The organism is Azospirillum sp. UENF 312511, assembly GCF_058780635.1.
In genome coordinates this window covers 412,618-438,661 of the sequence record NZ_JBSNCG010000003.1, presented here as the reverse complement: position 1 = coordinate 438,661, position 26,044 = coordinate 412,618, and the positions used below count along the sequence as shown (strand labels likewise).

The window sequence follows — 26,044 nt, the reverse complement described above, 5'->3', positions numbered from 1 at the left end:
CAGGACGCCAGCGCGATGCCCGCGGACGCGGTCACCCTGCCCGCCGGAAAACAGGGCGGGCGCCTGATGCTGCTCGTCAAGCTGGCGGTGACGCTGGCGGTGCTCGGCGTGCTGGGGGCCAAGGCCGACTGGCCGGCGCTGCTGGCGCGGGTCGCCGGGGCGGACCCGGTCTGGCTGGCCGCCGGCTTCACGGCGAAGCTGCTGGCCGTGGTCTGCGCCGGGGAGCGCTGGCGCGACGCCCTGTGGGCCGCGGGCGAACGGGTGTCGCACGGGCTGGCGTTGCGGCTGATGTTCACCGGTCTGTTCTTCGGACAGGTGTTGCCGGGGGCGCTCGGCGGCGACGTGGTGCGCGGCTGGCTGACCTACCGGGGCGGCGCGTCCTCCGCCGCCGTGGTGCTGGCGCTGGTTCTGGACCGGCTGCTGGCGCTGGTCGGCTGCATCCTGCTGCTGTTTCTCGGCCTGCCGCATCTCGTCGCCACCGCGCCGCCCTCGGTCGCCTGGGCCGGGCCGGCGGCGGTCCTGCTGCTCGCATTCGCCATGATCGTGGGGCTCCAGGCGGACCGCCTTCCCCTGCCGGGCGTCCTGCTGCGCCCGCCGGTCCGGGCCGTGCGGGCGCAGGTGGCGCGGCTGCGCGCGGCGCTGCTCAGCCGGGCCGCGCTGGTCGGGCTGCTGCACAGCGCGGCGGTGCATCTGTGCACCGTCTTCGCGGTCATCGCCTACGCCCAGGCGCTGGGCATTCCCGTGCGGGTCCTGGACGCGCTGGCCGTCGTGCCGATGACCATCTTCGCGGCGGCCCTGCCGATCTCGCTGAACGGCTGGGGCGTGCGGGAGGGGGCGTTCGTCGCCGGCTTCGCGCTCTACGGCCTCGGCGCCACCGACGCGCTGGCTTTGTCGCTGATGATCGGCCTGTCGGTCACCCTGTCGTCGCTGCCGGGCGGCCTGCTCTGGCTCAGCCTGAAGGGTCCGAAGGGGGCTGGGCGGCCCTGAGGCGGGCCAGCGCCCAGCCGGCGGCGTCGCGCACCACCTCGTTTGGGTCTTCCAGAAGGCGTTCGGCCGCCCGTTCGGCTGCTGCGGCGTGGCGGGCGTCACCGCTGTTGCCCAGGGCCACCAGCACGTTGCGCACGAAGCGATCGCGGCCGATCCGCTTGATCGGTGAGCCGCTGAAGACTTGCCGGAAGCCCGCGTCGTCCAACTGCGCCAGATCGGCCAGCCGCGGTGCCGTCAGTTCGGCCCGCGGCAGGAAGGCCGCCTCGCGCGAGCGCCGGGCGAACTTGTTCCACGGGCAGGCGGCCAAGCAGTCGTCGCAGCCGTAGATGCGGTTGCCCATCAGCGGGCGCAGCTCCTCCGGGATCGGCCCCTTGTGCTCGATGGTCAGGTAGGAGATGCAGCGCCGCGCGTCCAACTGGTTGGGAGCGGGGAAGGCGGCGGTGGGGCAGGCGTCCAGGCAGCGGCGGCACTGGCCGCAGCGGTCGACCCCCGGCGGGTCCGGCGGCAGCTCCAGCGTGGTGTAGACCTCGCCCAGGAACAGCCAGGAGCCGTGGAAGCGCGACACGAGGTTGGTGTGCTTGCCCTGCCAGCCCAGCCCGGCCTTCTCGGCCAGCGGCTTCTCCATCACCGGGGCGGTGTCGACGAAGACCTTCAGCTCGGCATTGAAACGGTGGGCGATCCATTGGCCCAGCGTCTTCAGGCGGCCCTTGATGAGGTCGTGATAGTCGCGGTTCCTCGCATAGACCGACACGATGCCGCGGTCGGGATGCGCCAGCAGGGCGCGGGGGTCCTCCGCCGGGGCGTAGCTGGTGCCGAGCGCGATCACGGTGCGCGCCTCCGGCCACAGCGCCTGGGGATGGACCCGGCGGTCGGCCTTGTTCTCCATCCAGCCCATGTCGCCGTGCCGGCCCTGGCTCAGGAACTCGGCCAGCCGTGCCCTGGCCTCCTCGCCCAGCTCCGCCCGCGCGAAGCCGACCGCGTCGAAGCCCAGCGACAGGGCGCGGTCGCGGATGGCTTCACGGGTGGAGGTGTCTGGGTCGGACATGGTGATGTTTTGAAGTGTTAGCCCTCTCCCCTCCGGGGAGAGGGTGGCCCGGAGGGCCGGTGAGGGGGATGCGCATGGCGTGAGGTTCGGCAGAAGCGCAGCCCCCTCACCCTAACCCTCTCCCCAGAGGGGAGAGGGGATTTAGGAGGGTTACACTCCCGAATCAGCCGCGGCCGCGGTAGGTCTGGACGTCCTGCGACGGAATCCACACGCCCTTCGGCGGCTCGCCGGTGGCGTAGAACACGTCGATGGGGATGCCGCCGCGCGGGTACCAGTAGCCGCCGATGCGCAGCCACACCGGTTTCAGCTCATCCACCAGACGCTTGCCGATGCCGACCGTGCAGGCCTCGTGGAAGGCGCCGTGGTTGCGGAAGCTGGTCAGGAACAGCTTGAGCGACTTCGACTCCACCAGCCACTCGCCCGGTACGTAGTCGATGACCAAGTGGGCGAAGTCCGGCTGGCCGGTGATCGGGCAGAGCGAGGTGAACTCCGGTGCGGTGAAGCGCACGACGTAGTTCTCGCCGGGGTTCGGGTTCGGCACGCGCTCGAGCAGCGCTTCTTCCGGCGTCTTCGGCTGGACGGTGGCGCCGCCGAGCTGCGTCAGGCCGGCGTAGATGTTCTCAGACATCCGCGGATTCCTTCTTCGCGGGTTTCGCCGGCTTGGCCGGCTTCACCTTCAGGTGGGCCAGCGGGTCTTCGGTGGCCGGGACGTCGCCCTCGTTCAGGCGGGCCTCCAGCGCGCTTGCGACCTCTTCGAAGCGGCCGTCCTCGATGGCTTGCCGAAGCTCGGCCATCAGGTCCTGGTAGTAATGCAGGTTGTGCCAGGTCAGCAGCATCGGCCCCAGCATCTCGCCCGCCTTGAACAGGTGGTGCAGATAGGCCCGGCTGTGGTTGCGGCACGCCGGGCAGCCGCACTCCTCGTCGAGCGGGCGCTCGTCATGGGCGTGGCGGGCGTTGCGGATGTTGATGGTGCCGCGACGCACGAAGGCCTGACCGGTGCGGCCCGAGCGGGTGGGCATCACGCAGTCGAACATGTCGACGCCGCGCCGCACCGCGCCGATCAGGTCGCTGGGGCGGCCGACGCCCATCAGGTAGCGCGGGCGCTCCTTGACCATCAGCGGCTCGGTGAAGTCGAGCACGGTGAACATCGTCTCCTGGCCCTCGCCCACGGCGAGCCCGCCGATGGCGTAGCCGTCGAAGCCGATCTCGCTCAGCGCCGCCACGCTTTCCGCCCGCAGGTCGGCATAGACGCCGCCCTGGACGATGCCGAACAGGCCGTAGCCGGACCGCTCGACGAAGGCGTCCTTGCTGCGCTTGGCCCAGCGCATCGACAGGCGCATGGAACTGGCCGCCTGCGCCTCCGTCGCCGGGAAGGGGGTGCACTCGTCCAGGCACATGGTGATGTTGCTGTCCAGCAGGTGCTGGATCTGGATCGAGCGTTCCGGCGTCAGGTGATGCTTGCTGCCGTCGAGGTGGGATTTGAAGGTCACCCCCTCCTCGGTCATGGTGCGCAGGTCCGACAGGGACATGACCTGGAAGCCGCCGCTGTCCGTCAGGATCGGCTTGTCCCAGTTCATGAAGCGGTGCAGGCCGCCCAACTGCCCGACGCGCTCCGCCGTGGGGCGCAGCATCAGGTGATAGGTGTTGCCCAGCAGGATTTCCGCGCCGGTGGACTTCACCGCGTCGCTGGTCATCGCCTTGACGGTGGCGGCGGTGCCGACGGGCATGAAGGCCGGCGTGTTGATGACGCCGTGCGCGGTGGAGACCCGCCCGCGCCGGGCGCGCCCGTCGGTCTTCAGAAGCTCGAACCCGATCCCGGTCATCACACCCTCCGGAGCAGCGACGCGTCGCCGTAGCTGAAGAAACGATAGTTCTGGCCGATGGCGTGCGCGTAGGCCGCCTTCATCGTGTCCATGCCCGCGAAGGCGCAGACCAGCATGAACAGGGTGGAGCGGGGCAGGTGGAAGTTGGTCACCAGAAGGTCCACGATCTTGAAACGGTAGCCGGGGGTGATGAAGATGTCGGTGTCGCCGCTGAAGGCCCGGATGCTGCGGTCGTCGAGCCCCGCCGTTTCCAGGATGCGCAGCGCCGTGGTGCCGACCGACACGATCCGCCCGCCCGCGGCGCGCGTGGCGTTGATGGCCTCGGCGGTCTCCGCGGAGATCTCGCCCCACTCGCTGTGCATGCGGTGCTCGGCGATGTCGTCCACCTTGACCGGCAGGAAGGTGCCGGCCCCGACATGCAGCGTCACCGGCACGCGGCGGATGCCGCGCGCGTCGAGCGCGGCCAGAAGCTCCGGCGTGAAATGCAGCCCGGCGGTGGGGGCGGCGACGGCGCCCTCGCGCGCGGCGAAGACGGTCTGGTAGTCCGCCGCGTCCTGCTCGTCCGCCTCGCGCCGGATGTAGGGGGGCAGGGGCATCCGGCCGTGGCGGTGCAGCGCCTCCATCAGCGCCGGCCCGCCCTTGGAGAAGCGCAGGCGCACCTCCATCCCATCCTTGGCGACGACCTCGGCCGCGAAGTCGTCGGCGATGGCGATCACGTCGCCGGGCTTCAGCCGCTTGCCGGGGCGGGCGAAGGTCGCCCACTCCCGCTCGCCCTCGCGCTTGTGGAGCGTGATCTCCACCCGCACCTCGCCGCGCCGGCCATCGAGGCGGGCGGGGATGACGCGGGTGTCGTTGACGACCATCAGGTCGCCCGGCTCCAGCAGGGCGGGCAGGTCGCGCACGGTGCGGTTGTGCAGACGCTCCGCCACGTCGAGCAGACGGGCGGCGTCACGCGGCATGGCCGGATGCTCGGCGATGCGGTCCGGCGGAAGGTCGAAGTCGAAATCGGCGGTCTTCATGGGAGCCGCTCGTATAGACCAAAGCGGTGGGACGGGGGAAGCATTACGAGTTGGCGGCTATTCGGGCAAAGGGAGGGACTGGGCGGTCAGGGCGGCGGTCTGGCGGGCGTGCAGGACGTCCACGTCGAAGCCCTGGATCATCTCCTGGAACAGCCGGTACCAGTTCACCTCGGCCTGGAGATGCAGGAAGACGGAGCCCAGCCCGATGGCCGCGCGGTCCATGAAGACGAACTCCCGCGGCACCTCCACCCCGCCGACGCGGCGCAGCTCGGCGTGGACCTTGGCGGCGGTCTCGCGGCCGTAGTGGCCGGAGTTCGTCTCCTCGATGCGGCGGCTGCGGTCGTCCATGATCGGGGCGTAGACGAAGCGCGCCCAGATGTTCAGCACGTCCACCAGCTCCTTGGTCGGGTTGCCGAAGCCCCAGGTGCGGTAGGCCTCCACCGCCTTGTCCTGGTTGCCGGTCTGCAGCGCATCGTAGAGGTCGATCACCCCCTTCACGAAGCGGGCCGGGAAGACGCGGACGCAGCCGAAATCCAGCAGGTTGATGGAGCGGTCGGGCCGCACCGTGTAGTTCCCCAGATGCGGGTCGCCGTGGATGATCCCGTAGCCGTAGAAGGGCACGTACCAGGCCCGGAACATGTTCATCGCCAGCGCGTCGCGGGCGTCCGGATGGTCCTTGACGAAGTCGAGGATCTTGCGGCCCTCCACCCATTCCAGCGTCAGCAGGCGGCGGGTGGACAGGTCGGGCACCACCGTCGGCACATGAACGCCGGAGGTGTCGGCCAGCATGGCGCGGTAGAGGCGGGCGTGCTTGGCCTCGCGCTCGTAATCCAGCTCCTCGCGCAGCCGGGCGCCAATCTCCGCCTGGATCTGCTTGGTGGAGATGGCGCTGTCGGTGCGCTCGAAGATGGCGAAGATCAGGCCGAGCTGGCGCAGGTCCGCCTCCACGGCGGAGGCCATGTCGGGGTACTGGAGCTTGCAGGCGAGAGTCTGCCCGTCCAGCCCGACGGCGCGGTGCACCTGCCCCAGAGAGGCGGCGGCAGCGGCGGTCTGTTCGAAGTGCCGGAAGCGCTTGTGCCAAGTGGGACCAAGCTCGCTCGCCATGCGACGCTTGACGAAGGGCCATCCCATCGACGGCGCGTCGGCCTGGAGTTGGGACAGCTCCTGCACATACTCGCGGGGCAGGGCGTCGGGGATGGTGGACAGCAGTTGCGCCACCTTCATCAGCGGTCCCTTCAGCCCGCCCAGCGCGGCGCGCAGTTCGGCGGCGTGGCGATCCCGCTCCAGGGGGATGCCCAGCACCCGTTCTCCGGCGAAACGGGCCGCAAGGCCCCCCACGGCGGTTCCGACCCGCGCATACCGCGCGATCCGGCCGCCAAGCCTGTTCTCATCCGTGTTCGGCATGCCGAATAGGTGGGGGCGTGGAGGCCGAAAGGCGAGTCCCAGGCTGGACGAAACCGGAACGTACAGGCGTCGTTACCCACCCGGTGCGATGTTCTGGTTCACGCAGAACAGGTTGGTCGGGTCGTACTTTGCCTTCAGCGCCCGCAGGCGCTCGTAGTTCGGCCCATAGGCGGCCTGGACGCGCTGTTCGTCGTCGGTGACGAAGTTCACATAGACCCCACCGGTGGCATAGCGGGCGGTCCGGTCGGAAACGCCGCGCGCCCATTGGATGCAGGCGCTGTCCTCCGGCGGGGTGTTCCAGCGCGCGTGGACGTTCATGACGAAGAGGGCGTCGCGGTGCGGATAGGCGGTGGCGTCCGCCGGCACGCGGTTGGCCGCAGCGCCGAGCAGCCCGACGAAAATCTCGCACTGGTCGGAGGGCAGTCTCCCGGCTTCCTCGACCAGCAGGTCGATCAACCCGTCCTCCAGCCCGGTGAAGTTCTGCGATTTCCAGTAGTTCCGCGCGCCCGGCACCAGAAGCGGGTCGAAGGCCGCCTGCCACGCCGCGTAGGGCATGAGGCCGACATGCTCGCCGACGGGCGTGCCCAGCGACAGAACCGGTTCCAGCGCCTTGCGGGCCGCCGCCTCGTCGTCTCCGGCGTAAATGACGGGCATGACGACCACCTCCTTGCCATGAACGTCCGGCGGCAGGAAGGGCAGGGGCGGCGCCTTGCGCAGCACCATCCAGGCGGTGGCCTCGTCGGGCAGGGCCGCCGTGGCGTCGCGGTAGCGGCGCATCAGGTCGCCCGCCCCCGCGAAGGGATGGACGACCAGCCCGGCGAACACCATCGGCCCCACGGGATGCAGGCGGAAGGTGAAGGAGGTGACGATGCCGAAGTTGCCGCCGCCGCCGCGGATGGCCCAGAAGAGGTCGGCGTTTTCCTCGGCGCTGGCGCGCAGGAATTTGCCGTCGGCGGTGACCACGTCGGCGGACAGCAGATTGTCCACCGTCAGCCCGTATTTGCGGGTCAGCCAGCCGAACCCGCCGCCCAGCGTCAGCCCGGCGATGCCGGTGGTCGAGTTGATGCCGACCGGCACGGCCAGCCCGAAAGCCTGCGTCTCCCGGTCGAGGTCACTCAGCGTGGCGCCGGGCGCCACCCGCGCCGTCCGGCTGATCGGGTCGACATGGACGAAGCGCAACGCGCCGAGGTCAATCAGCAGGCCGCCGTCGCACAGGGAATTGCCGGCAATGTTGTGGCCGCCGCCGCGCACGGAGACCAGCAGCCCGTTCTCCCGCGCGAAGCGCACTGCCTGCATGACGTCGGCGGCGCCGGCGCAGCGGGCGATCAGGCCGGGCCGGCGGTCGATCATGGCGTTCCAGATCGTCCGGGCCTCGTCATAGCCCGGTGACTGCGGGGTCAGCAGCGGGCCGCGCAAGCGGGCGGCAAGATCGTTGACGGCGTCCTCGGAAAGAGTTCGCGTCCCGCCGGTCGGCGGTGCGAAGCGTGAAATCGCCCATCAAGCACCTCCCACGTCAAAGCAGCAATTTTCGCGAATATCCGGAGCGGATTGGCGCAACAAGGGTAAAGTTCCACCCCTGCACAGGCCATCCGGGAAAGGACTCCATCCGGTGTTCTTCCGGACGGAGCCACCCCTCAATTCGGTGTTCGCGCGGCTTCGACGGTGGAGGGTGGTGGATCAGCCGCCCTGGCTGCGGATCCAGGCGGCGGTGGCGCTGTCCATGGTGTTCTTGTGGTTGATGAACCACTCCGGCACGACCTCGGTCAGATAGCCGCGGACCAGCGCCAGATTTCCGGCAGCCATGCGCTTGGCGATGCCCTCCAGCTCCAGACGGACGCGGTTGTGCTCGTGGACGTGGATGGGCGTTGGCGGGAAGCCGTACTGGTGCATCAGCTCCTCCTCGCGGGCCAGATGGTCGCGGAGGTGCTGGGCGAAGGCGGTGAAATGGGTAGGCAGGTCGGCGTCCGACGCCTTGGCGGCTTCGGCCAGCAGCTCGACGGTTTCCTTGTGGTCGGCGTCGATGATGGCGTTGCCGACTTCCAGGGACGGGCTCCAGGCGGGGATCGAGAGGGTGGGCATGGTGCTCTCCGAAGGGATCGTTGGAGGCCACCATACCCATCCGCCGATTGGGGATTCTTGACGTCCGTCAAGAAAACCCGGTGGGAAACTCCGGTCAGGGCTGATTTTCCAGCTCGTCAACAAAGCCGCGGATGACGTTCAGCCCCTTCTGCCAGAAGGCCGGATCGCTGGCATCCAGACCGAAGGGGGCGAGAAGCTCCTGGTGGCGCAGCGTGCCGCCTGCCGACAGCATCGCCAGATACTTCTCCGCGAAGCCCTTCTCCGACTCCTGGTAGACCGCGTAGAGCGAGTTCACCAGGCAGTCTCCGAACGCGTAGGCGTAGACGTAGAAGGGCGAGTGGATGAAGTGCGGGATGTAGGACCAATAGTTCCGGTAGCCCTCGTCGAAGCGCAGCGCCGGGCCGAGGCTTTCGGTCTGCACCGCCATCCAGATCTCGCCCAGCCGCTCCGCCGTCAGTTCGCCCTCGCGGCGCTCGGTGTGGACGCGGCGCTCGAAGTCGAAGAAGGCGATCTGGCGGACCACCGTGTTCAGCATGTCCTCGACCTTCGAGGCCAGCATGATCTTGCGGCGCTTCGGGTCGGTCTCGCGGTCGAGCAGGGCGCGGAAGGTCAGCATCTCGCCGAACACCGACGCGGTCTCCGCCAGGGTCAGCGGCGTGTCGGACAGCAGGTGCCCCTGGCCGCCGGCCAGAATCTGGTGCACGCCGTGGCCCAGCTCATGCGCGAGCGTCATCACGTCGCGCGTCTTGCCCTGGTAGTTGACCAGCAGATAGGGGTGAACGCTCGGCACCGTCGGGTGGGCGAAGGCGCCCGGCGCCTTGCCAGGGCGCACCGGCGCGTCGATCCAGGCGTTGTCGAAGAAGCGCTTGCCGAGCGCCGCCAGATCCGGCGAGAAGCGGCCGTAGGCGCCCAGAACGAGATCGCGCGCCTCGTCCCAGCGGATGCTGCGGTCGGCGTCGTCGGGCAGCGGCGCGTTGCGGTCCCAGTAATCCAGATGGTCCTGGCCGAACCACTTGGCCTTCATCGCGTAGTAGCGGTGGGACAGGGCGGGGTAGGCGTCCTTCACCGCCGCGGCCAGCGCGTCCACCACCTCGTCCTCGACGCGGTTGGACAGGTTGCGGGCCGAGGTGGGCGCCTTGTAGTTGCGCCACTTGTCGTCGATCTCCTTGTCCTTGGCCAGGGTGTTGGTGACCAGGGCGAACAGGCGGATGTTGTCGCCCATCACCCGGCCGACCACCGCCCCGGCCTCCTTGCGGACCTCCGGACGACGGTCGGACAGGCGGTTCAGCGCCTCCGCGCAGGTCAGCTCCTTCCCGCCGATGGGAAAGCGCAGGCTGGCGATGGTCTCGTCGAACAGGCGGTTCCAGGCGGCGCGCCCGACCACATGCTTCTCATGGAGCAGTCGTTCGACCTCGTCGGAAAGCTGGTGCTCGCGGAACAGGCGGACGTCGCGCAGCCAGGGGGTGTAGCGGGCGAGGTCCTTCGACGCCTTCAGCTTGGCGTCCAGCGCCTTGTCTTCCAGCCGGTTGATCTCCAGCGTGAAGAAGACGAGGTGGGTGGAGATGCCGTTCACCCGCTCCTGCGCCGACTGGTAGAACTTGGCGATGGTCGGGTCGGTCATGTTGCCGTTGTAGACCAGCCCGGCGTAGGACATCACCCGCGACAGCACCTCGTCGATGTGCTCGTACTCGCGGATGGCGGCGGCGAAGGCGTTGCCGTCCAGCCCGGCCAGCTTGGTTGCGTACTTTTCATAGAAGTCCTTGGACGCGCCCTCCATCCGCTCCAGGTCGGCCTTCAGCTCCGCCAACTCCATGCCCGGATAGAGATCGGTCAGGTCCCAGGAAGGCAGGGCGCCGAGGTCCGGCCCGTCCCCCGTGGCGGCCAGGGCGGTGTCGGGCATGGTGGTCTGAGGAGCGCCAAGGAAATCGCCAATCGGGTGCCGGGTGGCGCTGCGGGTCATCTGTCCCTCCGTTCTGGGCTTTGGCCGTTCTGGGCTTGAGCCGTTCTGAGCTTTGGAACCGGATATAAGCGCCGTGCGGGCTCGGGGGAAGGCTGCGCTGCGGCGCCCGCTCAGGGAGTCTGGCTTTCCTGCGCGCGGCGGATCGCCGCCTCCACGCATTGCAGGTGCAGCTTCTTGCGGGCGAGTTGGCGGGTCCGCCGCTCCTCGAGGTCGGTGGTCGGCATCGCCTCGATGGCGCAGCCGCGCCAGCCGTTGGCGTCGAGCGCGCGGGCGACCTCCGCATAACCGAAATAGCCCTTGTCCGGCTGCTCCCACGGCGCGCGGAAATCGGCGCGGCGCAGGACGAAGCGGTTGGACTGGCTGGACCCGCCGAGACTGGTCAGCCGGGCCACGATCAGCCGTTCGCCGTTCGGGTGGACGACGGTCAGGATCGGGCGGATGCCGAAGACGGGCGGGTCGATGCTCATGGGGACATGCATAGCGTTCCGGTCTCCAATAGGCCAGAGACAAGGCCGCCGCAGAGGGAAGCCGATCACCGACAGGACGTTGCGGCCTGTGAAAAATGAGCGCAGTCATACGCAAGTATGTGATCGGATCGGTCACCTGAAAATTAGTGGTTCACAAGTGATTGTTGCGTGTTTTCTATGGAATCTGGTGAGGAGATTTGATGATCGGCGAATCAATTCTCCTAGTATGGAAAGGAGAAGGCGGCGATGACATTGTTGGTGCGCTTACGAAAGCCGGTTTTGGCGGTGTTCTTCCTCTTGTCGTGGCTTCTTCCCGTCGCCGCGGCGCCAGCTCAGCCGGCTCCCGTCGAACTGCCCGCCAGCGCCTACGACGCGCAGGGCACCGCCCTGTCGGCCCTGGTCTATGTGCCGGACAGCGCGCGGGCGCGGGGCAAGGTGCCTTTGCTGGTCCTGCTGCACGGCTGCGAGCAGGACGCCCGCACCTTCTTCGAGGATTCGGGCTGGAAGGACATGGCCGACGCCCATGGCTTCGTCGCCCTGCTGCCGGCGCAGAAGCACAACCTGTTCTCCATGGTGGGGACGGGAGGGCTCGGGCGGTACGGCAACCCGCTCGGCTGCTTCAACTTCGCCGACCGGCTGAACAGCCCGTTGAAGGGCTTCGTGCCGAGCGAGGCGGCGGCCATCGCCTCGATGGTCGGTGCCGTCGTCTCCGGCAAGGGGCTGGGCGCCAACGGCCCGGTGGTGGACGCGGAACAGGTGTCCGTCACCGGCCTGTCGGCGGGGGCAGGCATGGCCGCGGTTCTGCTGGCTGACTTCCCGCAGGTCTTCGCGGGCGGGGCGCTCTTCGCGGGCGTTCCGGCACTGTGCGCCCAGAGCATGCAGTCGGCCGCCTCGCTCTGCGGCATCTCGGTTATGCGCGGCTGCGCCGAGGTGAAGGCGCGCTCCGGCGGCTACGACAGCCGCGAATGGACGAAGGCGGTCCAGCGCGCCCAGCATCCCGCCGGGCGTCCGCGCGTGCTGATCGTCCAGGGGACGGCGGACTGCACCGTTGACCCGCAGAACGCCCTCTACCTGACCAACCAGTGGACGGCCTTCCATGGCCTGAAGACCGACGCTCCGGTGGTCATCGGGCAGGAACCCTCCTGGCCGGCGCGCGCCGTGCGGCAGGGCTACGCCCCGGTGGGTGCCAACGCCCTGTGGGTGGAGACGGTGCTTCTGAAGGACGTCGGCCACGTCATGCCCATCGATACCCGCAACCCGCAGCGCCCTTGCGGGCGGGTGCGGGTGTCGGAGACGAAGACCTACATCGAGGATGTCGGCTTCTGCGGCGCCGCGCTGGCCGCCGGCTTCCTGCAACTGGAACAGTAACACCCGCCGGAAGGGCGGCGGGCGGGTCCGGCACTCACCAAAGTGGTGCGACAGCCCGCCGCACCTTCCGGAATGCCGTTTGCCAAACGATGCAGATCTGACGCAGATTGGGGCCGCTGCGTGAACGTTCATTGCGCGGCTGCGGAGAAACGCGAACCAAACAAAATATAAGGGACGCCCCCATGAGCCAAAGCTCGGCCGATCGCTACAACCAGATCCACGCCCGTTCCCTGTCCGACCCCGACGGATTCTGGGGCGAGGCGGCGGAAGACATCACCTGGATCAAGCGCTGGGACAAGGTGCTGGACGACAGCAACGCGCCCTTCTACCGCTGGTTCACCGGCGGCGTCCTGAACACCTGCTACAACGCCGTCGACCGCCATGTGGAGGCAGGACGCGGCCCCCAGGCGGCGATCATCTACGACAGCCCGGTCACCAAGACCGTGCAGACCATCAGCTACGCCGAGCTTCAGGATCAGGTCGCCCGCTTCGCCGGCGCGCTGCGCGCCCAGGGCGTGGAGAAGGGCGACCGCGTCATCCTCTACATGCCGATGATCCCGCAGTCGCTGGTCGCCATGCTGGCCTGCGCGCGTCTCGGCGCGGTGCATTCGGTGGTGTTCGGCGGCTTCGCCCCGCACGAGCTGGCGACCCGCATCAACGACTCCCGGCCGAAGGCCATCGTCTCGGCCTCCTGCGGCATCGAGCCGAACCGCGTCGTCAAGTACAAGCCGATGCTCGACGCCGCCATCGAGCAGGCGGAGCACAAGCCGTCCAGCGTCATCGTCTTCCAGCGCCCGCAGGAGACCGCGACCCTGGTCGAAGGCCGCGACGTGGATTGGGCGGAGGCCGTCGCCAAGGCCGAACCGGCGGAATGCGTGCCGGTGGCCGCGACCGACCCGCTCTACATCCTCTACACCTCGGGCACCACGGGCCAGCCGAAGGGCGTCATCCGCGACAACGGCGGCCACGCCGTGGCGCTGAAGTGGACGATGAAGAACATCTACAACGTCGAGCCGGGCGAGGTGTACTGGGCGGCGTCGGATGTGGGCTGGGTCGTCGGCCACTCCTACATCGTCTACGGCCCGCTGCTGCACGGCTGCACCACGGTGGTGTTCGAGGGCAAGCCGGTGGGCACGCCGGACGCCGGCACCTTCTGGCGGGTGATCGAGCAGCACAAGATCGGCACGCTGTTCACCGCCCCGACCGCCTTCCGCGCCATCAAGCGCGAGGACCCCAACGCCGAACTGCTGAAGAAGTACGACCTGTCGCACTTCCGCGCCCTGTTCCTGGCCGGTGAGCGGTCGGACCCCGACACGCTGCATTGGGCCGAGGACAATCTGAACGTTCCGGTCATCGACCACTGGTGGCAGACCGAGACCGGCTGGGCGATCTCCGGCAACCCGCTGGGCGTGCATCTCTTCCCGATCAAGTACGGCTCCGCCACCCGCCCGATGCCGGGCTGGGACGTGCAGATCCTGAACGCCGAGAACAAGGAGGTGCCGCGCGGCGACATCGGCGCCATCTGCGTGAAGCTGCCGCTGCCTCCGGGCACGCTGCCGACGCTGTGGAACGCCGACGACCGCTACAGGACGTCGTACCTGTCCGACTATCCCGGCTACTACCAGACCGGCGACGCGGGCTTCATCGACGACGACGGCTACGTCTACATCATGGCCCGCACCGACGACATCATCAACGTCGCCGGCCACCGCCTGTCGACGGGCGGCATGGAGGAGGTTCTGGCCAGCCACAAGGACGTGGCGGAATGCGCGGTGATCGGCGTGGCCGACGACCTGAAGGGGCAGGTGCCGCTGGGCTTCCTCTGCCTGAAGGCCGGCGTGACCCGCCCGCACAAGGAGATCGTCAAGGAGGTGGTCCAGCTGGTGCGCGAGCAGATCGGCCCGGTCGCCGACTTCAAGCGCGCTGTGGTCGTGGAACGCCTGCCGAAGACCCGCTCCGGCAAGATTCTGCGCGGCACCATGCAGAAGATCGCGGACAACCAGGACTACAAGACTCCGGCGACCATCGACGATCCGGGCATCCTGCCGGAGATCGCCGAGGCGCTGCAGTCTCTGGGCTACGCCAAGACGCATCAGGCGAGCTGACCGCTTCCGCCGGCACCGCGTTCCAAGCCCCTTCCCCGGCACCGGCCGGGGAAGGGGTTTTCCTTTTCGGCTAAAGCGAACATTCGTTCGCTTTAGACTCATATCGCCTCATTCGCCGGCGGGCTCCGGTCGCATGTGCGACCAGGACCGCCGTCGCGGTCCAAAGCGGATCGCAATCCGCTTTAAGCCCTGCCCAGCGCGGCCAGGGAGTCGTCCAGCTCGTCCAGCCGGGCCTGTTCGGCCTCCAGTTCGGCCAGGACGCGGCGGGCGTTGGCGATGTCGAGGTCGAGCTGGTCGCGCCGTCGCCGGATCAGCTCCTCCAGAGGGGTCAGCTCCTCCACGGCCAGCGCCTGGGCGATGGCCGCGTTGCTGCCGCCGCCCAGCGCCAGCCGCAGCATGCGCGTGGTCGGGCGGATGCCCTGGGCCTCCAGATGGCGGGCGGTGACCAGGATTTCGATGGTGTCGTGATGGCGTGCCATGGCCCCGCCCTTATGACGCAGTGCCGGCAATCTTGCCAAGCCACGGGCCGAATTCGCTGATTCATCAGCGCGCAGCGGCAATTTGCCACAATCCTCCGCGGAAACATTCTTTCCCACCCCGGGAAATGGATCGCGCTTGCGATAAAACTATTTATCTAGTAGTTTTATATGAATAATAACACAAGCCATGCCGTGTAATCTGGCGTGCCAGTCTCTCGCTTCACCGATCCGCTTCCGCACCGCTGACGAACCAGGAGACACGATGAACACGCCACTGCCCTGCAAAATCCGTTTGGCCAAGCGCCATTTCGCCGCCGCCTTCGGCGCCCTGCTGGTGACGACGATGTCCGGATTTGCCCTGGCCGCCGCCCCGGACGGGCCGCTGGTCACCACCGACTGGCTGGAAAAGAATCTGAGCGACCCGAAGGTGAAGGTCATCGAGGTCAGCGTGAACCCCGGCGTCTACGAGCGCGGGCACATCCCCGGCAGCGTGAATTTCTCCTGGCACACCGACCTGAACGACACCGTCCGCCGCGACATCGTGGGCAAGGAACAGTTCCAGGCCCTGCTGTCCAAGGCCGGGGTGGAGAAGGACAGCACGGTCGTCCTCTACGGCGACACCAACAACTGGTTCGCGGCCTGGGGCGCCTGGGTGTTCGACATCTACGGCGTGGACAATGTGAAGCTGCTGGACGGTGGCCGCAAGAAGTGGGAGGCGGAGAACCGCACCCTGTCCAGCAAGCCGGCTGAGGTGAAGCCCAGCAACTACACCGTCTCCAAGGTGAACGCCGGCCTGCGCGCCCGCCTGACCGATGTGGTCGCCGTTGCCGACGGCAAGAGCGACGCCAAGCTGGTGGACATCCGCTCCCCCGACGAATACCAGGGCAAGGTCTTCGCCCCGCAGGGCATCCAGGAGCTGTCGATCCGCGCCGGCCATGTGCCGGGCGCCGTGAACGTCCCGTGGGGCAAGGCGGTGAACGAGGCCGACGGCACCTTCAAACCGGTGGCGGAGCTGAAGGCGCTCTACGCCTCGGTCGGCATCGACGGCTCCAAGCCGGTCATCACCTATTGCCGGATCGGCGAGCGGTCGAGCCACACCTGGTTCGCGCTGTCCAAGCTGCTGGGCTATGAGGTGAAGAACTACGACGGGTCCTGGACCGAATACGGCAACGCCGTGGGGGTCCCGGTGAACAACCCGGCCGGTACGGTCTGGGCGGCCAAGTGACGGGTGGCCATGGATGGATGGCCGACTGACACCCGTCGCATGACGGCCCGGATCCGCAACGGGGAGCCCGCCTTGCGGGCTTCCCCGACGCTTCACGCAGCTCCCGCCCCGGCTTCCGGCGCCACCGCGCTGGCCGGGCGGGTTCTGCTTCCCCTGCTGCTGGCCGGCGCGGTCGTGGCGGCGGCCTACGCGCTGGCCGCGCAGCCCGGCGGCGGCCCGTCGCTGGCCTTCGCGCTGACGCTGGGTGCGGCGTTCGGCGCGATTCTGCAACGGACGCGCTTCTGCTTCCTCTGCCACGCCCGCGATTTCATCGACCGCCGCGACCCGCGCGGCCTGCTGGCGATCCTGCTCGCCCTGGCGGTGGGGACGGTCGGCTATCACATCGTTTTCGGGGCCTGGGTGCCCAACCCGGTCGCCCCGCGTCTGCCACCCGACGCCCACATCGGTCCGGTGAGCTGGGTTCTGGCGCTGGCCGGTCTGGCCTTCGGGCTGGGGATGGCGGTGTCGGGCTCCTGCATCAGCGCCCATCTCTACCGGCTGGGCGAGGGCTCGCCGGTCTCCCCCTTCGCTCTGGTCGGGGCGGCGGGCGGCTTCCTGCTCGGCTTCCTCACCTGGAACGATCTCTACCTGTCCACCATCATCACGGCCCCGGTGGTCTGGCTGCCCCATCATCTGGGTTATGGCGGGTCGCTGGCGGTGCAGCTCCTGGCGCTTGGCGGCCTTGCGGCCCTGCTCTGGCGCTTCCGCGCGGCCTCCGCCCCCGAAACGGCCGTCCGTGAGCCTCCGCACACCCTGCCGGACCTGCTGCGTTCCTGGTTCGACGGGCGCTGGCCCTATTGGATCGGCGGGCTGGGCGTCGGGCTGATCGGCTTCCTGGTGATCCTGCGGCTCAAGCCGCTGGGCGTCACCTCCGCCATCGGCAGCGCCGCCCGCCAGTTGGGCAGCGAGGCCGGGCTCGTTCCCCTGCGGCTGGAGGGGCTGGACGGCTTCGCCGGCTGCGCCACCGTGCCGGGCGACAGCTGGCTGACGCCGAACGGGCTGCTGGTCGCCGGTCTGGTCGCCGGAGGCTTCGCCGCGTCGCTGGCCGCCGGCCAGTTCACCCCGCGCCGCCCGACGCTGAGGGACGCCGCACGCGGCCTCGGCGGTGGGCTTCTGCTCGGCTGGGGCAGCATGACCGGGCTGGGCTGCACGGTCGGCACGCTGCTGTCCGGCACCATGGCCGGCGCCCTGTCGGGCTGGGTGTTCGGCCTGACCGTCCTGGCCGGTGTGTGGGCCGGCCTGACCCTGCCGCGGCGCTTTGTCCGCAACTGACCGCAACCCCCCGCCTCGATTTTGCCGAATTTTTGCTGCACGGGCATCAAAGTCTGGAATAAACGATGAGCGGGGGGCGTTCATCCTGGCGTACCGGGTCCTTGCGAGGGGGCTCGGCCCTGGGAGGGCGCGCCACCCGTTCCTACCTGAAGGAGTGCCATGATCCGCCACCCGGCGGTCCATGGAGCCTTCGAGGCAACAATCGGGTGCGCGGTTGAGCACGTTCGGGGTCGAGCTGGAAGTCCATATTGCGTCGCTGCGCCGCTACGCGCGCGCGTTGCTGCGCAACCGTTCGGATGCCGAGGATCTGGTGCAGGAGGCGTTGACGCGGGCGGTGGCGCGCGCCGACACCTTCAAGGCGGGGACGAACCTGCGGGCGTGGCTTTTCACCATCCTGCACAACGTCCATGTCAATCAGGTCCGCTCCAAAGCGTCGCGGCCCGACGAGGTCGATGTGGACAGCGTCGAGTCGAAGCTGGTGACGCCGGCCCGGCAGGAGGAACGTGTGGAGTTGCGCGAGATGATGCGCGCGCTCGACGACCTGCCGGAGGAACAGCGCAAGGTGCTGCTCCTCGTCGCGCTGGAGGGCCTGAAATACGAGGAGGTCGCCGAGACGCTCGGCGTGCCGATCGGGACCGTCATGTCGCGCCTCTCACGGGCGCGCGAGGCGGTCAGGGCGAAGCTGGCGAACGAGGGCTCGGTTGCCCTCAGGCGGGTGAAGTGATGAACGCGCATTGCGTAACGGACGACGAACTGCATGCCTACGTGGATGGGCAACTGGCTCCGGAACGCCGGCTCTTCGTGGAGCGATGGCTGGCCGATGACCCGGATGCCGCCCGCCGGGCAGAGGACTACCGCGCCCAGGCCGCGCTGCTGCACGAACTCTTCGACCCTGTGCTGCGCGAGCCGGCCAGCGGCCCGGTCGATGAGCTGACGGGCAAGCTGCGCGGGCGCATGCCCGGCAACGACAACGCCGCCCCCTGGCACGCCCGACACTGGGTGCGCATGGCCGCGGCGGTGATGCTGATCGTCGGCGGGGCCGGCGGCGGCTGGCTGGGCCGCGGCGCCGTCGACCAGTCGCCGGTCGTCCAGCAGCGCCAGACGCTCCAGACCTTCGCCGAGGAGGCCACCCAGGCCCACCGCTTCTACACCTCCGACGAGCGCTTCCAGGTCGAGCTTGGCGCCGACAACCAGGACGAGCTGAACAGCTGGCTGTCCAAGCGCGTCGGGCGCGACGTCTTCGGCCCGGACCTCGACAAGGTCGGCCTGCGGCTGATCGGCGGGCGGTCGCTGCCCACCGAGCTGGGGGCCGGCGCCCAGTATATGTACGTGAACGAGGCGAACAAGCGCGTCACCCTGTTCGTCGGCGCCCCGCGCTCCGGCAACCCGGCCAAGTTCGGCTTCTCGCAGAACGGCGACGTGGCGACCATCTACTGGGTGGAGGGCCCGCTGGCCTACGCGCTGGCCGGCCGGATGTCCAAGGAGGACCTGCTGCGCGTCGCCGAGGCCGTCTACAACGACGTCAAGGCCGGCCCGCGCCGCCCCGAGCCGCAGGCCCAACAGAACCAGCAGCCCCAGCAGCAACAGCAGCAGGAGCAGCAGCCCCAGCAGCAGCAGGACCAGCCGCCGGCCGGCGTCCAGCCGATCAGTGACACGCACAAGCCGAAGGATAGCTAAGCGGGGAGGCGGGGATTTTATCGAGGGGCACCACCCCTCGCGCCCCCTTACGAGATGACGGGACTCTTGGGGCGCTCAAGTTGAGACAACGTCCCGCTTTTCGTTTCCCGGTTTACTCCCACCCCGCCGCCGCTCCACAATGCGCCGGTGGCGGCGTGGAACGTGGGGCATGCGGGGCTGGTACTTCATCGGCGACAGCCATGTACAATCCTTCGAGATCGCTGCGACGATCCGCCTGCTCGACCGGCCGGCGCGCTGTCTGCTGGTTCCCGGGGCGACCTCGATTGGGCTGCGCAACCCGGAAAGCCAGACGCACGCTGTTGTTCTGTTCAAGGAGGCGCTGCTGCCTGCCGATCCGAACGCCATTCCGGTGATCCAACTCGGCGAGGTCGATTGTGGCTTCGTCATCTGGTGGCGGGCGCAGAAGCACGGCGACGGCGTCGAGCGGCAGTTGGAGGACTCGGTGGCCGCCTGCGCCGCCTTCGTGGACGATCTGCTGGAGGGCGGCTATCCCACGCTGGTGCTGACCGGGGCGGTGCTGCCGACCATCCAGGACGGCGACAGTCGGGGCAAGATCGCGCGCGCCCGGCACGAGGTCACCGCCACGCTGCGCCAGCGCACCGAGCTGACCCACCGCTACAACGCGCGCCTGCGCGACGAGGCGGCGGTGCGCGGGCTGCCCTTCGTCGACATCACGCCGCGCATCACCGATCCGGAGAGCGGGCTGGTCGCCGAGGCGTTCCGCAGCCCGAACCCCGGCGACCATCACCTCCACCCCATCCGCTCCGCGGAGGTCTGGGCGGAGGCCCTGAACGCGCTGGACCTGCCGCCATGACCCGACCACCAGCACCGGAGGCCGCGTGACCGACGCGATGGACTTTCTCCGCGCGGGCGCCGCCGCGCTCCAGCGGGGCGACCGGGCAGGGGCGGAGCGCCGGATCGTCCGCGCCCTGGCGCTGGTCCCCGGCCACGGCGAGTGCTGGAACATCCTGGGCGTGCTGGCCGTCTCCGCGGGCGACCCCGCCGGAGGGGAGGCGCGCTTCCGCCGGGCGTCCGTCTGCGCGCCCGACAACCCCAACTATCCGCGCAGCCAGGCGGAATGCCTGAAGCGCCAGGGGCGGGCGGACCGGGCGGCGGGGCTGCTGGCCGGCGCCGTGCGCCGCGGCGTGCTGTCGCCTGATCTGGCCTGCGATCTCGGCGACTTGCGGCTGGGCGCGCGGGATGGCGCGGCGGCGGTGGCGCTCTACCGGCTCGCTCTGGCGCTGGCTCCCGGCCACGCCCGCAGCCTGAACAATCTGGCAGAGGCGCTGGGCAAGGCGGAGAGGCTGGACGCGGCGGCCGACGCCTTCGCCCGGCTGGCGGTGCTGCGCGGCACGGCCGCCGCCTGGGGGACGGCGGGGGCGGCGCTGCTGGCGGCATGGCGGCAGGACGAGGCGCGGGGGGCGCTGCGCCGGGCCGTCGCGCTCGACCCGTCGACCGCTGAGCACTGGGCCAACCTGGGCTTCGCCGGGCTGGGGCAGCACGCGATCGCCCTGGCCGAGATCGCCTTCGACCGCGCCTTGCGCCTGTCGCCGGGGATGGACACGGCGCGAGCCGGGCGGGGGACGCTGCGGATGCTCAACGGGCGCCTGCGCGCCGGGGCGGCGGATTACGAGGCGCGGCTGAGCCTGCCCACCTTCCAGCCGTCGCGGTCCTACAGCCGGCCGGTCTGGGACGGTCGGGTCCAGCCGGGCAAAACGCTGCTGATCCACGCCGACCGCGGCCATGGCGACGCCATCCAGTTCATCCGCTACGCCCGGCCGCTGCGGGCGCAGGGGATGCGCGTGGTCTTCCACGGACCGGAGGGTTTGCTCGATCTCTTCCGCGCGTCGGATCTGGTGGACGACCTGTCCGGGCTCGACGGCCCGCCGCCGGCCCACGACCTCCAGATCCCCATCATGAGTCTGATCCATCGCATGGGCACCGATCTGGACAGCGTTCCCGCCGCCGCTCCCTATCTGCGGGCGCCGGACGCGGCGGCGCGGCGCTGGGCGAACCGGTTGGCCGGCTTGAGCGGGTTGAAGGCCGGTCTGGTCTGGCACGGCTCGGTCGCCTTTCCCTATCACCGCCAGCGCTCGCCGGGGCTGGAGGCGGTGCTGCCGCTGACCGGCGTCTCCGGCGTGACGACCGTCCTGCTCCAGGTCGCCAACGGCCGTGCGGATCTCGAGCGCCACACCCCGCTCGGCCCGTTCCTCGACCTGGGGACGCAGCTTCGCGATTTCGCGGACACCGCCGCGGCGATCCAGGCGCTGGACATCGTGATCAGCCCCTGCACCGCCGTGGCCCATCTCGCCGGAGCGCTGGGAAAGCCGGTGGCGGTGCTGCTCGACCAAGGGGCGGAGTGGCGCTGGATGTGCGGACGGGTGGATTCGCCCTGGTACCCGACGGCACGCCTCTACCGCCAAGCCGTGTTCGGCGACTGGACGGAGCCGGTGGAGCGGCTGCGCCGCGATCTGGCGGCACTGAAGGAACCCTTGCAGGATCGACCATGACGACACTGTGCGTGACCGGCGCCAACGCGCGCTATTTCATCACCACGCTGGCCTTCCTGGAGGGGCTGACGGGACGCTTTCCGCTGGAGCGGGTGCGCGTCTGCGATTTCGGCCTGACCGACGGGCAGCGCGATTACCTGCGCGCCGCCGGCCTGCTGCTCGACCGCCCGAAGATCCTGCCGGCGGACGCGCATCCCTACCTGTGCAAGGGGCACCTGTCGGACTATTGCGCGGGCGAGGCGTGGGACAGTCTGCTGTGGCTGGACGCCGACATGATGGTGGGAGCCCTCGACCTCGCCGTGGCCGAGCGGCTGGCGGATGACCTCCGGCGCTCCGGCAAGGCGCTCGCCACCACCGACACGGTCGACCGCATGACCTTCGGCGGCATGATGGACGAACTGCACAGCGGCGGCCATTACGTCACGCCGGCGGAACGCCTGTTGCGGGACCGCGGGATCGACCCGGACTCGCCGTACCTGATGTCGGCGCTGATGCTGTGGGTGTCGCGCGGGTTGCTGGCGGAATGGGCGGTGACCTGCCGGGGCGTGCCGCAGCACGCGCTGTGGGAACAGAATGTGCTGAACGCGCTGGTTCTGCCCCATCCCGCCTGCGTGGAGGTGCTCGATGCGCGCCTGTGGCAGGTCTACGACGCGCCTCTGGCCGATGTGACGATGCCGGACCCCCGGGACCGCCATGGCTTCGTGCTCGACGGGCATCCGGCGATGGTCGTCCACGCCACCTCCCGGAAGGGGCATCACCTGGACGCCGACCTCTCGTTGAACTTCGGGGAGCATGTGCTGAAGGGCTATCTGCGCACCTTCGCCAATCCGGCTCTTCAGCAGCAGCACCTGCGCCATCTTGCCGCCGCCGTCACCCGCAACCGCGCCGCCCTGGCGGAGATCGGCGTCCTGCAGCCGCGCTGAGGGTGCGGGAGGCAAGCCCCCCGCACCCGGTCGCTTCGGTCCCCAACCTTGCGGTCACTCCGCCGCCATCGGCTGCGGGGCGGCGGGCTGGCGGAAGCCGTCGAGCAGGGCGGCCTCCTTCGCCTTGGCCGCCTCGACGTTGCGGGCCTTCACCGGGCCGTAGCCGCGCATCTCCTGCGGCAGGCGGGCGATCTCCACCGCCGTGGCGTGGTTGTCGCGGGTCAGGCCGTGCAGGATTTCGCCCATGATCGCCTCGTAGTCCGCGATGAGGCGGCGCTCCATCCGGCGCTCGGCCAGCCAGCCGAACGGGTCGAGCGGGCTGCCGCGCAGGCGCTTCCCCCTAGCGAGCAGGCGCAGGGCTTTCAGCATCCACGGACCGAAGCGCTTCTTCTTCGGCTCGCCGCCGTCCTCGCCGGTCTCGCCCATCACCGGCGGGGCCATGTGGAAGACCAGCTTGTAGTCGCCCTCGAACATCCGCCCGACCTGCTCGACGAAGCCGGTGTCGGTGTAGAGCCGCGCCACCTCATACTCGTCCTTGTAGGCGAGCAGCTTGAAGTAGCCCTTGGCGACGGCCTCGGTCAGGGCGGTGGAGCCGGGGAGCCTCTGCCCCTCGACGCGCCGCGTCCAGTCGACCAGCGCGTGGTAGCGGCTGGCGTAGGCCGCGTCCTGATAATCGGTCAGGAAGGCGGTGCGGCGGGCGATGGCCTCGTCCAGGCTGGCCGACGGGCGGCGCTGGTCGAGGATGAACAGGTCGTGGCCATTGGCGTTGGCGGCGGCCTGCTCCTGCGGCGGGTTGGCGGCGGCCTCCACCGCGGCCAGATCGACGGCGGCGCGGCGGCCCCAGTTGAAGGCGTCGGTGTTCATCTTCACCGCCACGCCGTTCAGCTCGATCGCCTTCAGAATGGCTTCGGCGGTGATCGGGATCAGCCCCTTCTGCCACGCGTAGCCCATCAGGAAGGGGTTGGTGGCGATGCTGTCGCCCATCAGCGCGGTCGCCAGCTTGGTCGCGTCGAAGGCGTTCACCGCCCCCTCGCCGCAGGCCTTGCGGATGTCGGCCACCAGATCCCGGACCGGCACCGCGAAGTCCGGCTTCTTCAGGAAGTCCACGGTGATGGTGTCGTGGGTGTTGATGACCGCGCGGGTGTGGCCGTGCGCCATCTTCGACAGGGCGTCGCCCGCCCCGGCGACGATCAGGTCGCAGCCCACCACCGCGTCGGCCCCGCCCGCCGCGATGCGGACGGAATGGATGTCCTCCGGCGTGGCGGCGATGCGGATGTGGCTGGTCACCGCGCCGCCCTTCTGGGCGAGGCCGGTCATGTCGAGCACGCCGACGCCCTTGCCCTCGATGTGGGCGGCCATGCCGAGCAGGGCGCCGATGGTCACCACGCCGGTGCCGCCGACGCCGGTGACGTAGATGCCCCAGGGCCGGTCGAGCGTGGGCAGGGTGGGGGTGCGCAGGTCCGACGCATCGGCGCCGGCCTTGGCGGCGGCCGGTTTGGGCTTGCGGAGCTGCCCGCCCTCCACCGTCACGAAGCTGGGGCAGAAGCCCTTGGTGCAGGAATAGTCCTTGTTGCAGCTCGACTGGTCGATCTGGCGCTTGCGCCCGAACTCGGTCTCCAGCGGCACCACCGACACGCAGGAGGATTTGACGGAACAGTCGCCGCAGCCCTCGCAGACCAGCTCGTTGATGATCACGCGCTTGGCCGGGTCGACCATCTTGCCGCGCTTGCGGCGGCGGCGCTTCTCGGTGGCGCAGGTCTGGTCGTAGATCAGGACGCTGACGCCGGAGACCTCGCGCATCTCCTTCTGCACGCGGTCCAGGTCGTCGCGGTGCTCGACGCTGGTGTATTGCGGCAGGCCGTCGCCGATGCCGTACTTCTCCGGCTCGTCGGAGACGACGACGATGCGGCCCACGCCCTCGGCGCGGAGCTGGTTGGCGAGCGACTGGACGGTCAGCGTGCCGTCCACCGGCTGGCCGCCGGTCATCGCCACGGCGTCGTTGAACAGGATCTTGTAGGTGATGTTGGCCTTGGCCGCGATGGCCTGCCGGATCGCCAGGATGCCGGAGTGGTAGTAGGTGCCGTCGCCGAGGTTGGCGAAGATGTGCTTCTCCTCGGTGAAGGGGGCCTGACCGACCCAGGGCACGCCCTCGCCGCCCATCTGGGTGAAGGTGTCGGTCTTGCGGTCGAGCCACGTCGCCATGTAGTGGCAGCCGATGCCGCCCAGCGCACGGCTGCCCTCCGGCACATGGGTGGAGGTGTTGTGCGGGCAGCCGGAGCAGAAGGTCGGCTTGCGGATGACGCGGGCCTGATGGGCCTTCTGCTTCTCCTGGGCGTCGAGGAAGGCGACGCGGCGCTTCAGGGTCTCGTTGTCGACGAAGCGCTCCAGCCGGCGCCCGATGACCACGGCAATCTGCGCGGGCGACAGCTCACCGGCGGAGGGGAGAATCCACTCGCCATGCTCGTCGAACTTGCCGACCACCTTCGGGCGGACGTCGGGGTGCCAGTTGTAGAGCTGCTCCTTGAGCTGGTTCTCGATGACCGCGCGCTTCTCCTCGACCACGACGATCTCGTCCAACCCCTCGGCGAAGTGGCGCACGCCGTCGCGCTCCAGTGGCCAGGGCATGCCGACCTTGTAGACGGTCAGGCCCCAGTCGGAGGCCATCTCCTCGGTGATGCCCAGCTCGTCGAAGGCCTGCCGGACGTCCAGATAGCTCTTGCCGGTGGTGACGACGCCGAAGCGCGGGCGCGGCGAGGCCATCATCACCTTGTCCAGCCGGTTGGCACGCGCGAACGCCAGGGCGGCGTACAGCTTGTGCTTCATCAGCCGGTATTCCTGCTCCAGCGGCGGGTCGGGCCAGCGGATGTTCAGGCCGCCCGGCGGCATCGGGAAGTCGGCGGGGACGATCGGGCTGACGCGGTGCGGGTCGATGGTCACCGAGGCCGAAGTGTCCACCGTCTCGGCGATCGTCTTCATGGCGATCCAGCAGCCGGAATACCGGCTCATCGCCCAGCCGATCAGGCCGTAATCCAGGATCTCCTGCACGCCCGACGGGTTCAGCACGGGGATCATCGCGTGCATGAAGGCGTGTTCGGACTGGTGCGGGAAGGTGGAGGACTTGGCGTTGTGGTCGTCGCCGGTCAGCACCAGCACGCCGCCGTTGCGCGACGTGCCGGCGGCGTTGGCGTGCTTGAACACGTCGCCGGACCGGTCCACGCCCGGCCCCTTGCCGTACCACATGGAATAGACGCCGTCGTACTTGGCGCCGGGGAACATGCCGACCTGCTGGCTGCCCCAGACAGCGGTGGCGCCCAGCTCCTCGTTCACGCCGGGCTGGAACTGGATGTGGTTCTTCTCCAGGAACTTGCGCGCGTTCCACAAATTCTGGTCGAAGCCGCCCAAGGGCGATCCGCGGTAACCCGAAATGAAACAGGCGGTGTTCAACCCGGCGGCAAGATCGCGCTGGCGCTGCATCATCGGAAGGCGCACCAGCGCCTGGGTTCCCGTCAGGTACACGCGCCCTTGTTCAAGCGCGTACTTGTCGTCAAGGGTCACGGTTGCGAGAGCCATTGTTCCATCCCCTTTGTGGCGCCCTGAAAAGCGCTGTTCGGGGCGCGTTCGCCGCGCCGCTTCTTGTGTTT

General features: G+C 69.3%; 20 protein-coding genes and 1 pseudogene. 10 read left to right on the top strand and 11 right to left on the bottom strand.

The window, feature by feature from the left end; translation table 11 throughout:
- The first annotated feature begins 15 nt into the window (after positions 1 to 15).
- Positions 16 to 987, top strand: coding sequence for a lysylphosphatidylglycerol synthase transmembrane domain-containing protein (locus ACWPN7_RS13430; protein ID WP_456531307.1), 972 nt, complete (start codon positions 16 to 18; stop codon positions 985 to 987).
- On the opposite strand, the gene queG is transcribed toward ACWPN7_RS13430, so the two are convergent.
- The 9 genes from queG to ACWPN7_RS13385 all read right to left on the bottom strand — a co-directional run bounded on the left by queG (position 950) and on the right by ACWPN7_RS13385 (position 10,784).
- The gene (gene queG / locus ACWPN7_RS13425) at positions 950 to 2,032 is read right to left on the bottom strand and encodes a tRNA epoxyqueuosine(34) reductase QueG (protein WP_456531308.1); all 1,083 of its coding nucleotides are present in this window, start codon (positions 2,030 to 2,032) and stop codon (positions 950 to 952) included. The genes ACWPN7_RS13430 and queG overlap by 38 nt on opposite strands.
- A gap of 163 nt (positions 2,033 to 2,195) precedes the next feature.
- Positions 2,196 to 2,660, bottom strand: coding sequence for a preQ(1) synthase (queF, locus tag ACWPN7_RS13420; protein WP_038528696.1), 465 nt, complete (start codon positions 2,658 to 2,660; stop codon positions 2,196 to 2,198).
- Entirely contained in the window at positions 2,653 to 3,855 is a 1,203-nt protein-coding gene (tgt, locus tag ACWPN7_RS13415; protein WP_451991656.1) for a tRNA guanosine(34) transglycosylase Tgt, read from the bottom strand. Before tgt ends, queF begins: the two co-directional genes overlap by 8 nt.
- The gene (gene queA, locus ACWPN7_RS13410) at positions 3,855 to 4,874 is read right to left on the bottom strand and encodes a tRNA preQ1(34) S-adenosylmethionine ribosyltransferase-isomerase QueA (protein WP_459197973.1); all 1,020 of its coding nucleotides are present in this window, start codon (positions 4,872 to 4,874) and stop codon (positions 3,855 to 3,857) included. Before queA ends, tgt begins: the two co-directional genes overlap by 1 nt.
- A 57-nt stretch (positions 4,875 to 4,931) precedes the next feature.
- Complete coding sequence (locus ACWPN7_RS13405) at positions 4,932 to 6,278, bottom strand: ABC1 kinase family protein (protein WP_459197972.1); 1,347 nt, start codon at positions 6,276 to 6,278, stop codon at positions 4,932 to 4,934.
- Between the two features lie 72 nt (positions 6,279 to 6,350).
- Entirely contained in the window at positions 6,351 to 7,694 is a 1,344-nt protein-coding gene (locus ACWPN7_RS13400; RefSeq protein WP_492273318.1) for an FAD-binding oxidoreductase, read from the bottom strand.
- A 261-nt stretch (positions 7,695 to 7,955) separates the two neighbouring features.
- Positions 7,956 to 8,357 (bottom strand): bacteriohemerythrin, encoded by a 402-nt coding sequence (locus ACWPN7_RS13395; protein WP_051657892.1) that lies wholly within the window; start codon positions 8,355 to 8,357, stop codon positions 7,956 to 7,958.
- 94 nt (positions 8,358 to 8,451) lie between these two features.
- Positions 8,452 to 10,257, bottom strand: coding sequence for a M3 family oligoendopeptidase (locus ACWPN7_RS13390; RefSeq protein ID WP_492273488.1), 1,806 nt, complete (start codon positions 10,255 to 10,257; stop codon positions 8,452 to 8,454).
- 170 nt (positions 10,258 to 10,427) lie between these two features.
- Positions 10,428 to 10,784: a hypothetical protein gene (locus ACWPN7_RS13385; RefSeq protein ID WP_038531059.1), complete on the bottom strand. Its 357-nt coding sequence runs from the start codon at positions 10,782 to 10,784 to the stop codon at positions 10,428 to 10,430.
- A gap of 297 nt (positions 10,785 to 11,081) precedes the next feature.
- Here ACWPN7_RS13385 and ACWPN7_RS13380 point away from each other — a divergent pair, with 297 nt between their 5' ends.
- A complete protein-coding gene (locus ACWPN7_RS13380; protein ID WP_459197970.1) occupies positions 11,082 to 12,152 on the top strand; it encodes an extracellular catalytic domain type 1 short-chain-length polyhydroxyalkanoate depolymerase in 1,071 nt (356 codons plus the stop codon).
- Positions 12,153 to 12,334: 182 nt separating this feature from the next.
- Positions 12,335 to 14,257, top strand: a complete 1,923-nt coding sequence (locus tag ACWPN7_RS13375) for a propionyl-CoA synthetase (RefSeq protein WP_459197969.1) — start codon at positions 12,335 to 12,337, stop codon at positions 14,255 to 14,257.
- 182 nt (positions 14,258 to 14,439) lie between these two features.
- Here ACWPN7_RS13375 and ACWPN7_RS13370 read toward each other — a convergent pair whose 3' ends face one another.
- Complete coding sequence (locus ACWPN7_RS13370; protein ID WP_038528676.1) at positions 14,440 to 14,736, bottom strand: hypothetical protein; 297 nt, start codon at positions 14,734 to 14,736, stop codon at positions 14,440 to 14,442.
- 262 nt (positions 14,737 to 14,998) lie between these two features.
- On the opposite strand from ACWPN7_RS13370, the gene ACWPN7_RS13365 reads away from it, so the two are divergent.
- The 7 genes from ACWPN7_RS13365 (at position 14,999) to ACWPN7_RS13335 (ending at position 22,403) form a co-directional block, all read left to right on the top strand.
- The gene (locus tag ACWPN7_RS13365; RefSeq protein ID WP_211113251.1) at positions 14,999 to 15,961 is read left to right on the top strand and encodes a sulfurtransferase; all 963 of its coding nucleotides are present in this window, start codon (positions 14,999 to 15,001) and stop codon (positions 15,959 to 15,961) included.
- Positions 15,962 to 16,000: 39 nt separating this feature from the next.
- Complete coding sequence (locus tag ACWPN7_RS13360) at positions 16,001 to 17,272, top strand: YeeE/YedE family protein (protein WP_459197968.1); 1,272 nt, start codon at positions 16,001 to 16,003, stop codon at positions 17,270 to 17,272.
- Positions 17,273 to 17,486: 214 nt separating this feature from the next.
- Positions 17,487 to 17,996, top strand: a complete 510-nt coding sequence (locus ACWPN7_RS13355) for a sigma-70 family RNA polymerase sigma factor (RefSeq protein WP_014239953.1) — start codon at positions 17,487 to 17,489, stop codon at positions 17,994 to 17,996.
- The gene (locus ACWPN7_RS13350; RefSeq protein ID WP_038528673.1) at positions 17,996 to 18,949 is read left to right on the top strand and encodes an anti-sigma factor family protein; all 954 of its coding nucleotides are present in this window, start codon (positions 17,996 to 17,998) and stop codon (positions 18,947 to 18,949) included. Before ACWPN7_RS13355 ends, ACWPN7_RS13350 begins: the two co-directional genes overlap by 1 nt.
- Positions 18,950 to 19,118: 169 nt before the next feature.
- Entirely contained in the window at positions 19,119 to 19,784 is a 666-nt protein-coding gene (locus ACWPN7_RS13345) for an SGNH/GDSL hydrolase family protein (RefSeq protein ID WP_451991670.1), read from the top strand.
- Between the two features lie 25 nt (positions 19,785 to 19,809).
- Positions 19,810 to 21,480, top strand: coding sequence for a tetratricopeptide repeat protein (locus ACWPN7_RS13340; RefSeq protein ID WP_451991672.1), 1,671 nt, complete (start codon positions 19,810 to 19,812; stop codon positions 21,478 to 21,480).
- On the top strand, positions 21,477 to 22,403 hold the full coding sequence (locus tag ACWPN7_RS13335; RefSeq protein WP_014239959.1) for a hypothetical protein: 927 nt from the start codon (positions 21,477 to 21,479) through the stop codon (positions 22,401 to 22,403). Before ACWPN7_RS13340 ends, ACWPN7_RS13335 begins: the two co-directional genes overlap by 4 nt.
- Before the next feature lie 54 nt (positions 22,404 to 22,457).
- On the opposite strand, the pseudogene ACWPN7_RS13330 reads toward ACWPN7_RS13335, so the two are convergent.
- Positions 22,458 to 25,976: pseudogene (locus ACWPN7_RS13330) on the bottom strand (indolepyruvate ferredoxin oxidoreductase family protein); the annotation flags it as partial.
- Between the last annotated feature and the right edge of the window lie 68 nt (positions 25,977 to 26,044).

Bases quoted from the DNA above. Each gene is read 5' to 3' on its own strand.
- ACWPN7_RS13430 (WP_456531307.1), top strand. From the start codon at position 16: ATGCCCGCGGACGCGGTCACCCTGCCCGCCGGAAAACAGGGCGGGCGC.
- queG (WP_456531308.1), bottom strand. From the start codon at position 2,032: ATGTCCGACCCAGACACCTCCACCCGTGAAGCCATCCGCGACCGCGCC.
- queF (WP_038528696.1), bottom strand. From the start codon at position 2,660: ATGTCTGAGAACATCTACGCCGGCCTGACGCAGCTCGGCGGCGCCACC.
- tgt (WP_451991656.1), bottom strand. From the start codon at position 3,855: ATGACCGGGATCGGGTTCGAGCTTCTGAAGACCGACGGGCGCGCCCGG.
- queA (WP_459197973.1), bottom strand. From the start codon at position 4,874: ATGAAGACCGCCGATTTCGACTTCGACCTTCCGCCGGACCGCATCGCC.
- ACWPN7_RS13405 (WP_459197972.1), bottom strand. From the start codon at position 6,278: ATGCCGAACACGGATGAGAACAGGCTTGGCGGCCGGATCGCGCGGTAT.
- ACWPN7_RS13395 (WP_051657892.1), bottom strand. From the start codon at position 8,357: ATGCCCACCCTCTCGATCCCCGCCTGGAGCCCGTCCCTGGAAGTCGGC.
- ACWPN7_RS13390 (WP_492273488.1), bottom strand. From the start codon at position 10,257: ATGCCCGACACCGCCCTGGCCGCCACGGGGGACGGGCCGGACCTCGGC.
- ACWPN7_RS13385 (WP_038531059.1), bottom strand. From the start codon at position 10,784: ATGAGCATCGACCCGCCCGTCTTCGGCATCCGCCCGATCCTGACCGTC.
- ACWPN7_RS13375 (WP_459197969.1), top strand. From the start codon at position 12,335: ATGAGCCAAAGCTCGGCCGATCGCTACAACCAGATCCACGCCCGTTCC.
- ACWPN7_RS13370 (WP_038528676.1), bottom strand. From the start codon at position 14,736: ATGGCACGCCATCACGACACCATCGAAATCCTGGTCACCGCCCGCCAT.
- ACWPN7_RS13365 (WP_211113251.1), top strand. From the start codon at position 14,999: ATGAACACGCCACTGCCCTGCAAAATCCGTTTGGCCAAGCGCCATTTC.
- ACWPN7_RS13360 (WP_459197968.1), top strand. From the start codon at position 16,001: ATGACGGCCCGGATCCGCAACGGGGAGCCCGCCTTGCGGGCTTCCCCG.
- ACWPN7_RS13350 (WP_038528673.1), top strand. From the start codon at position 17,996: ATGAACGCGCATTGCGTAACGGACGACGAACTGCATGCCTACGTGGAT.
- ACWPN7_RS13345 (WP_451991670.1), top strand. From the start codon at position 19,119: ATGCGGGGCTGGTACTTCATCGGCGACAGCCATGTACAATCCTTCGAG.
- ACWPN7_RS13335 (WP_014239959.1), top strand. From the start codon at position 21,477: ATGACGACACTGTGCGTGACCGGCGCCAACGCGCGCTATTTCATCACC.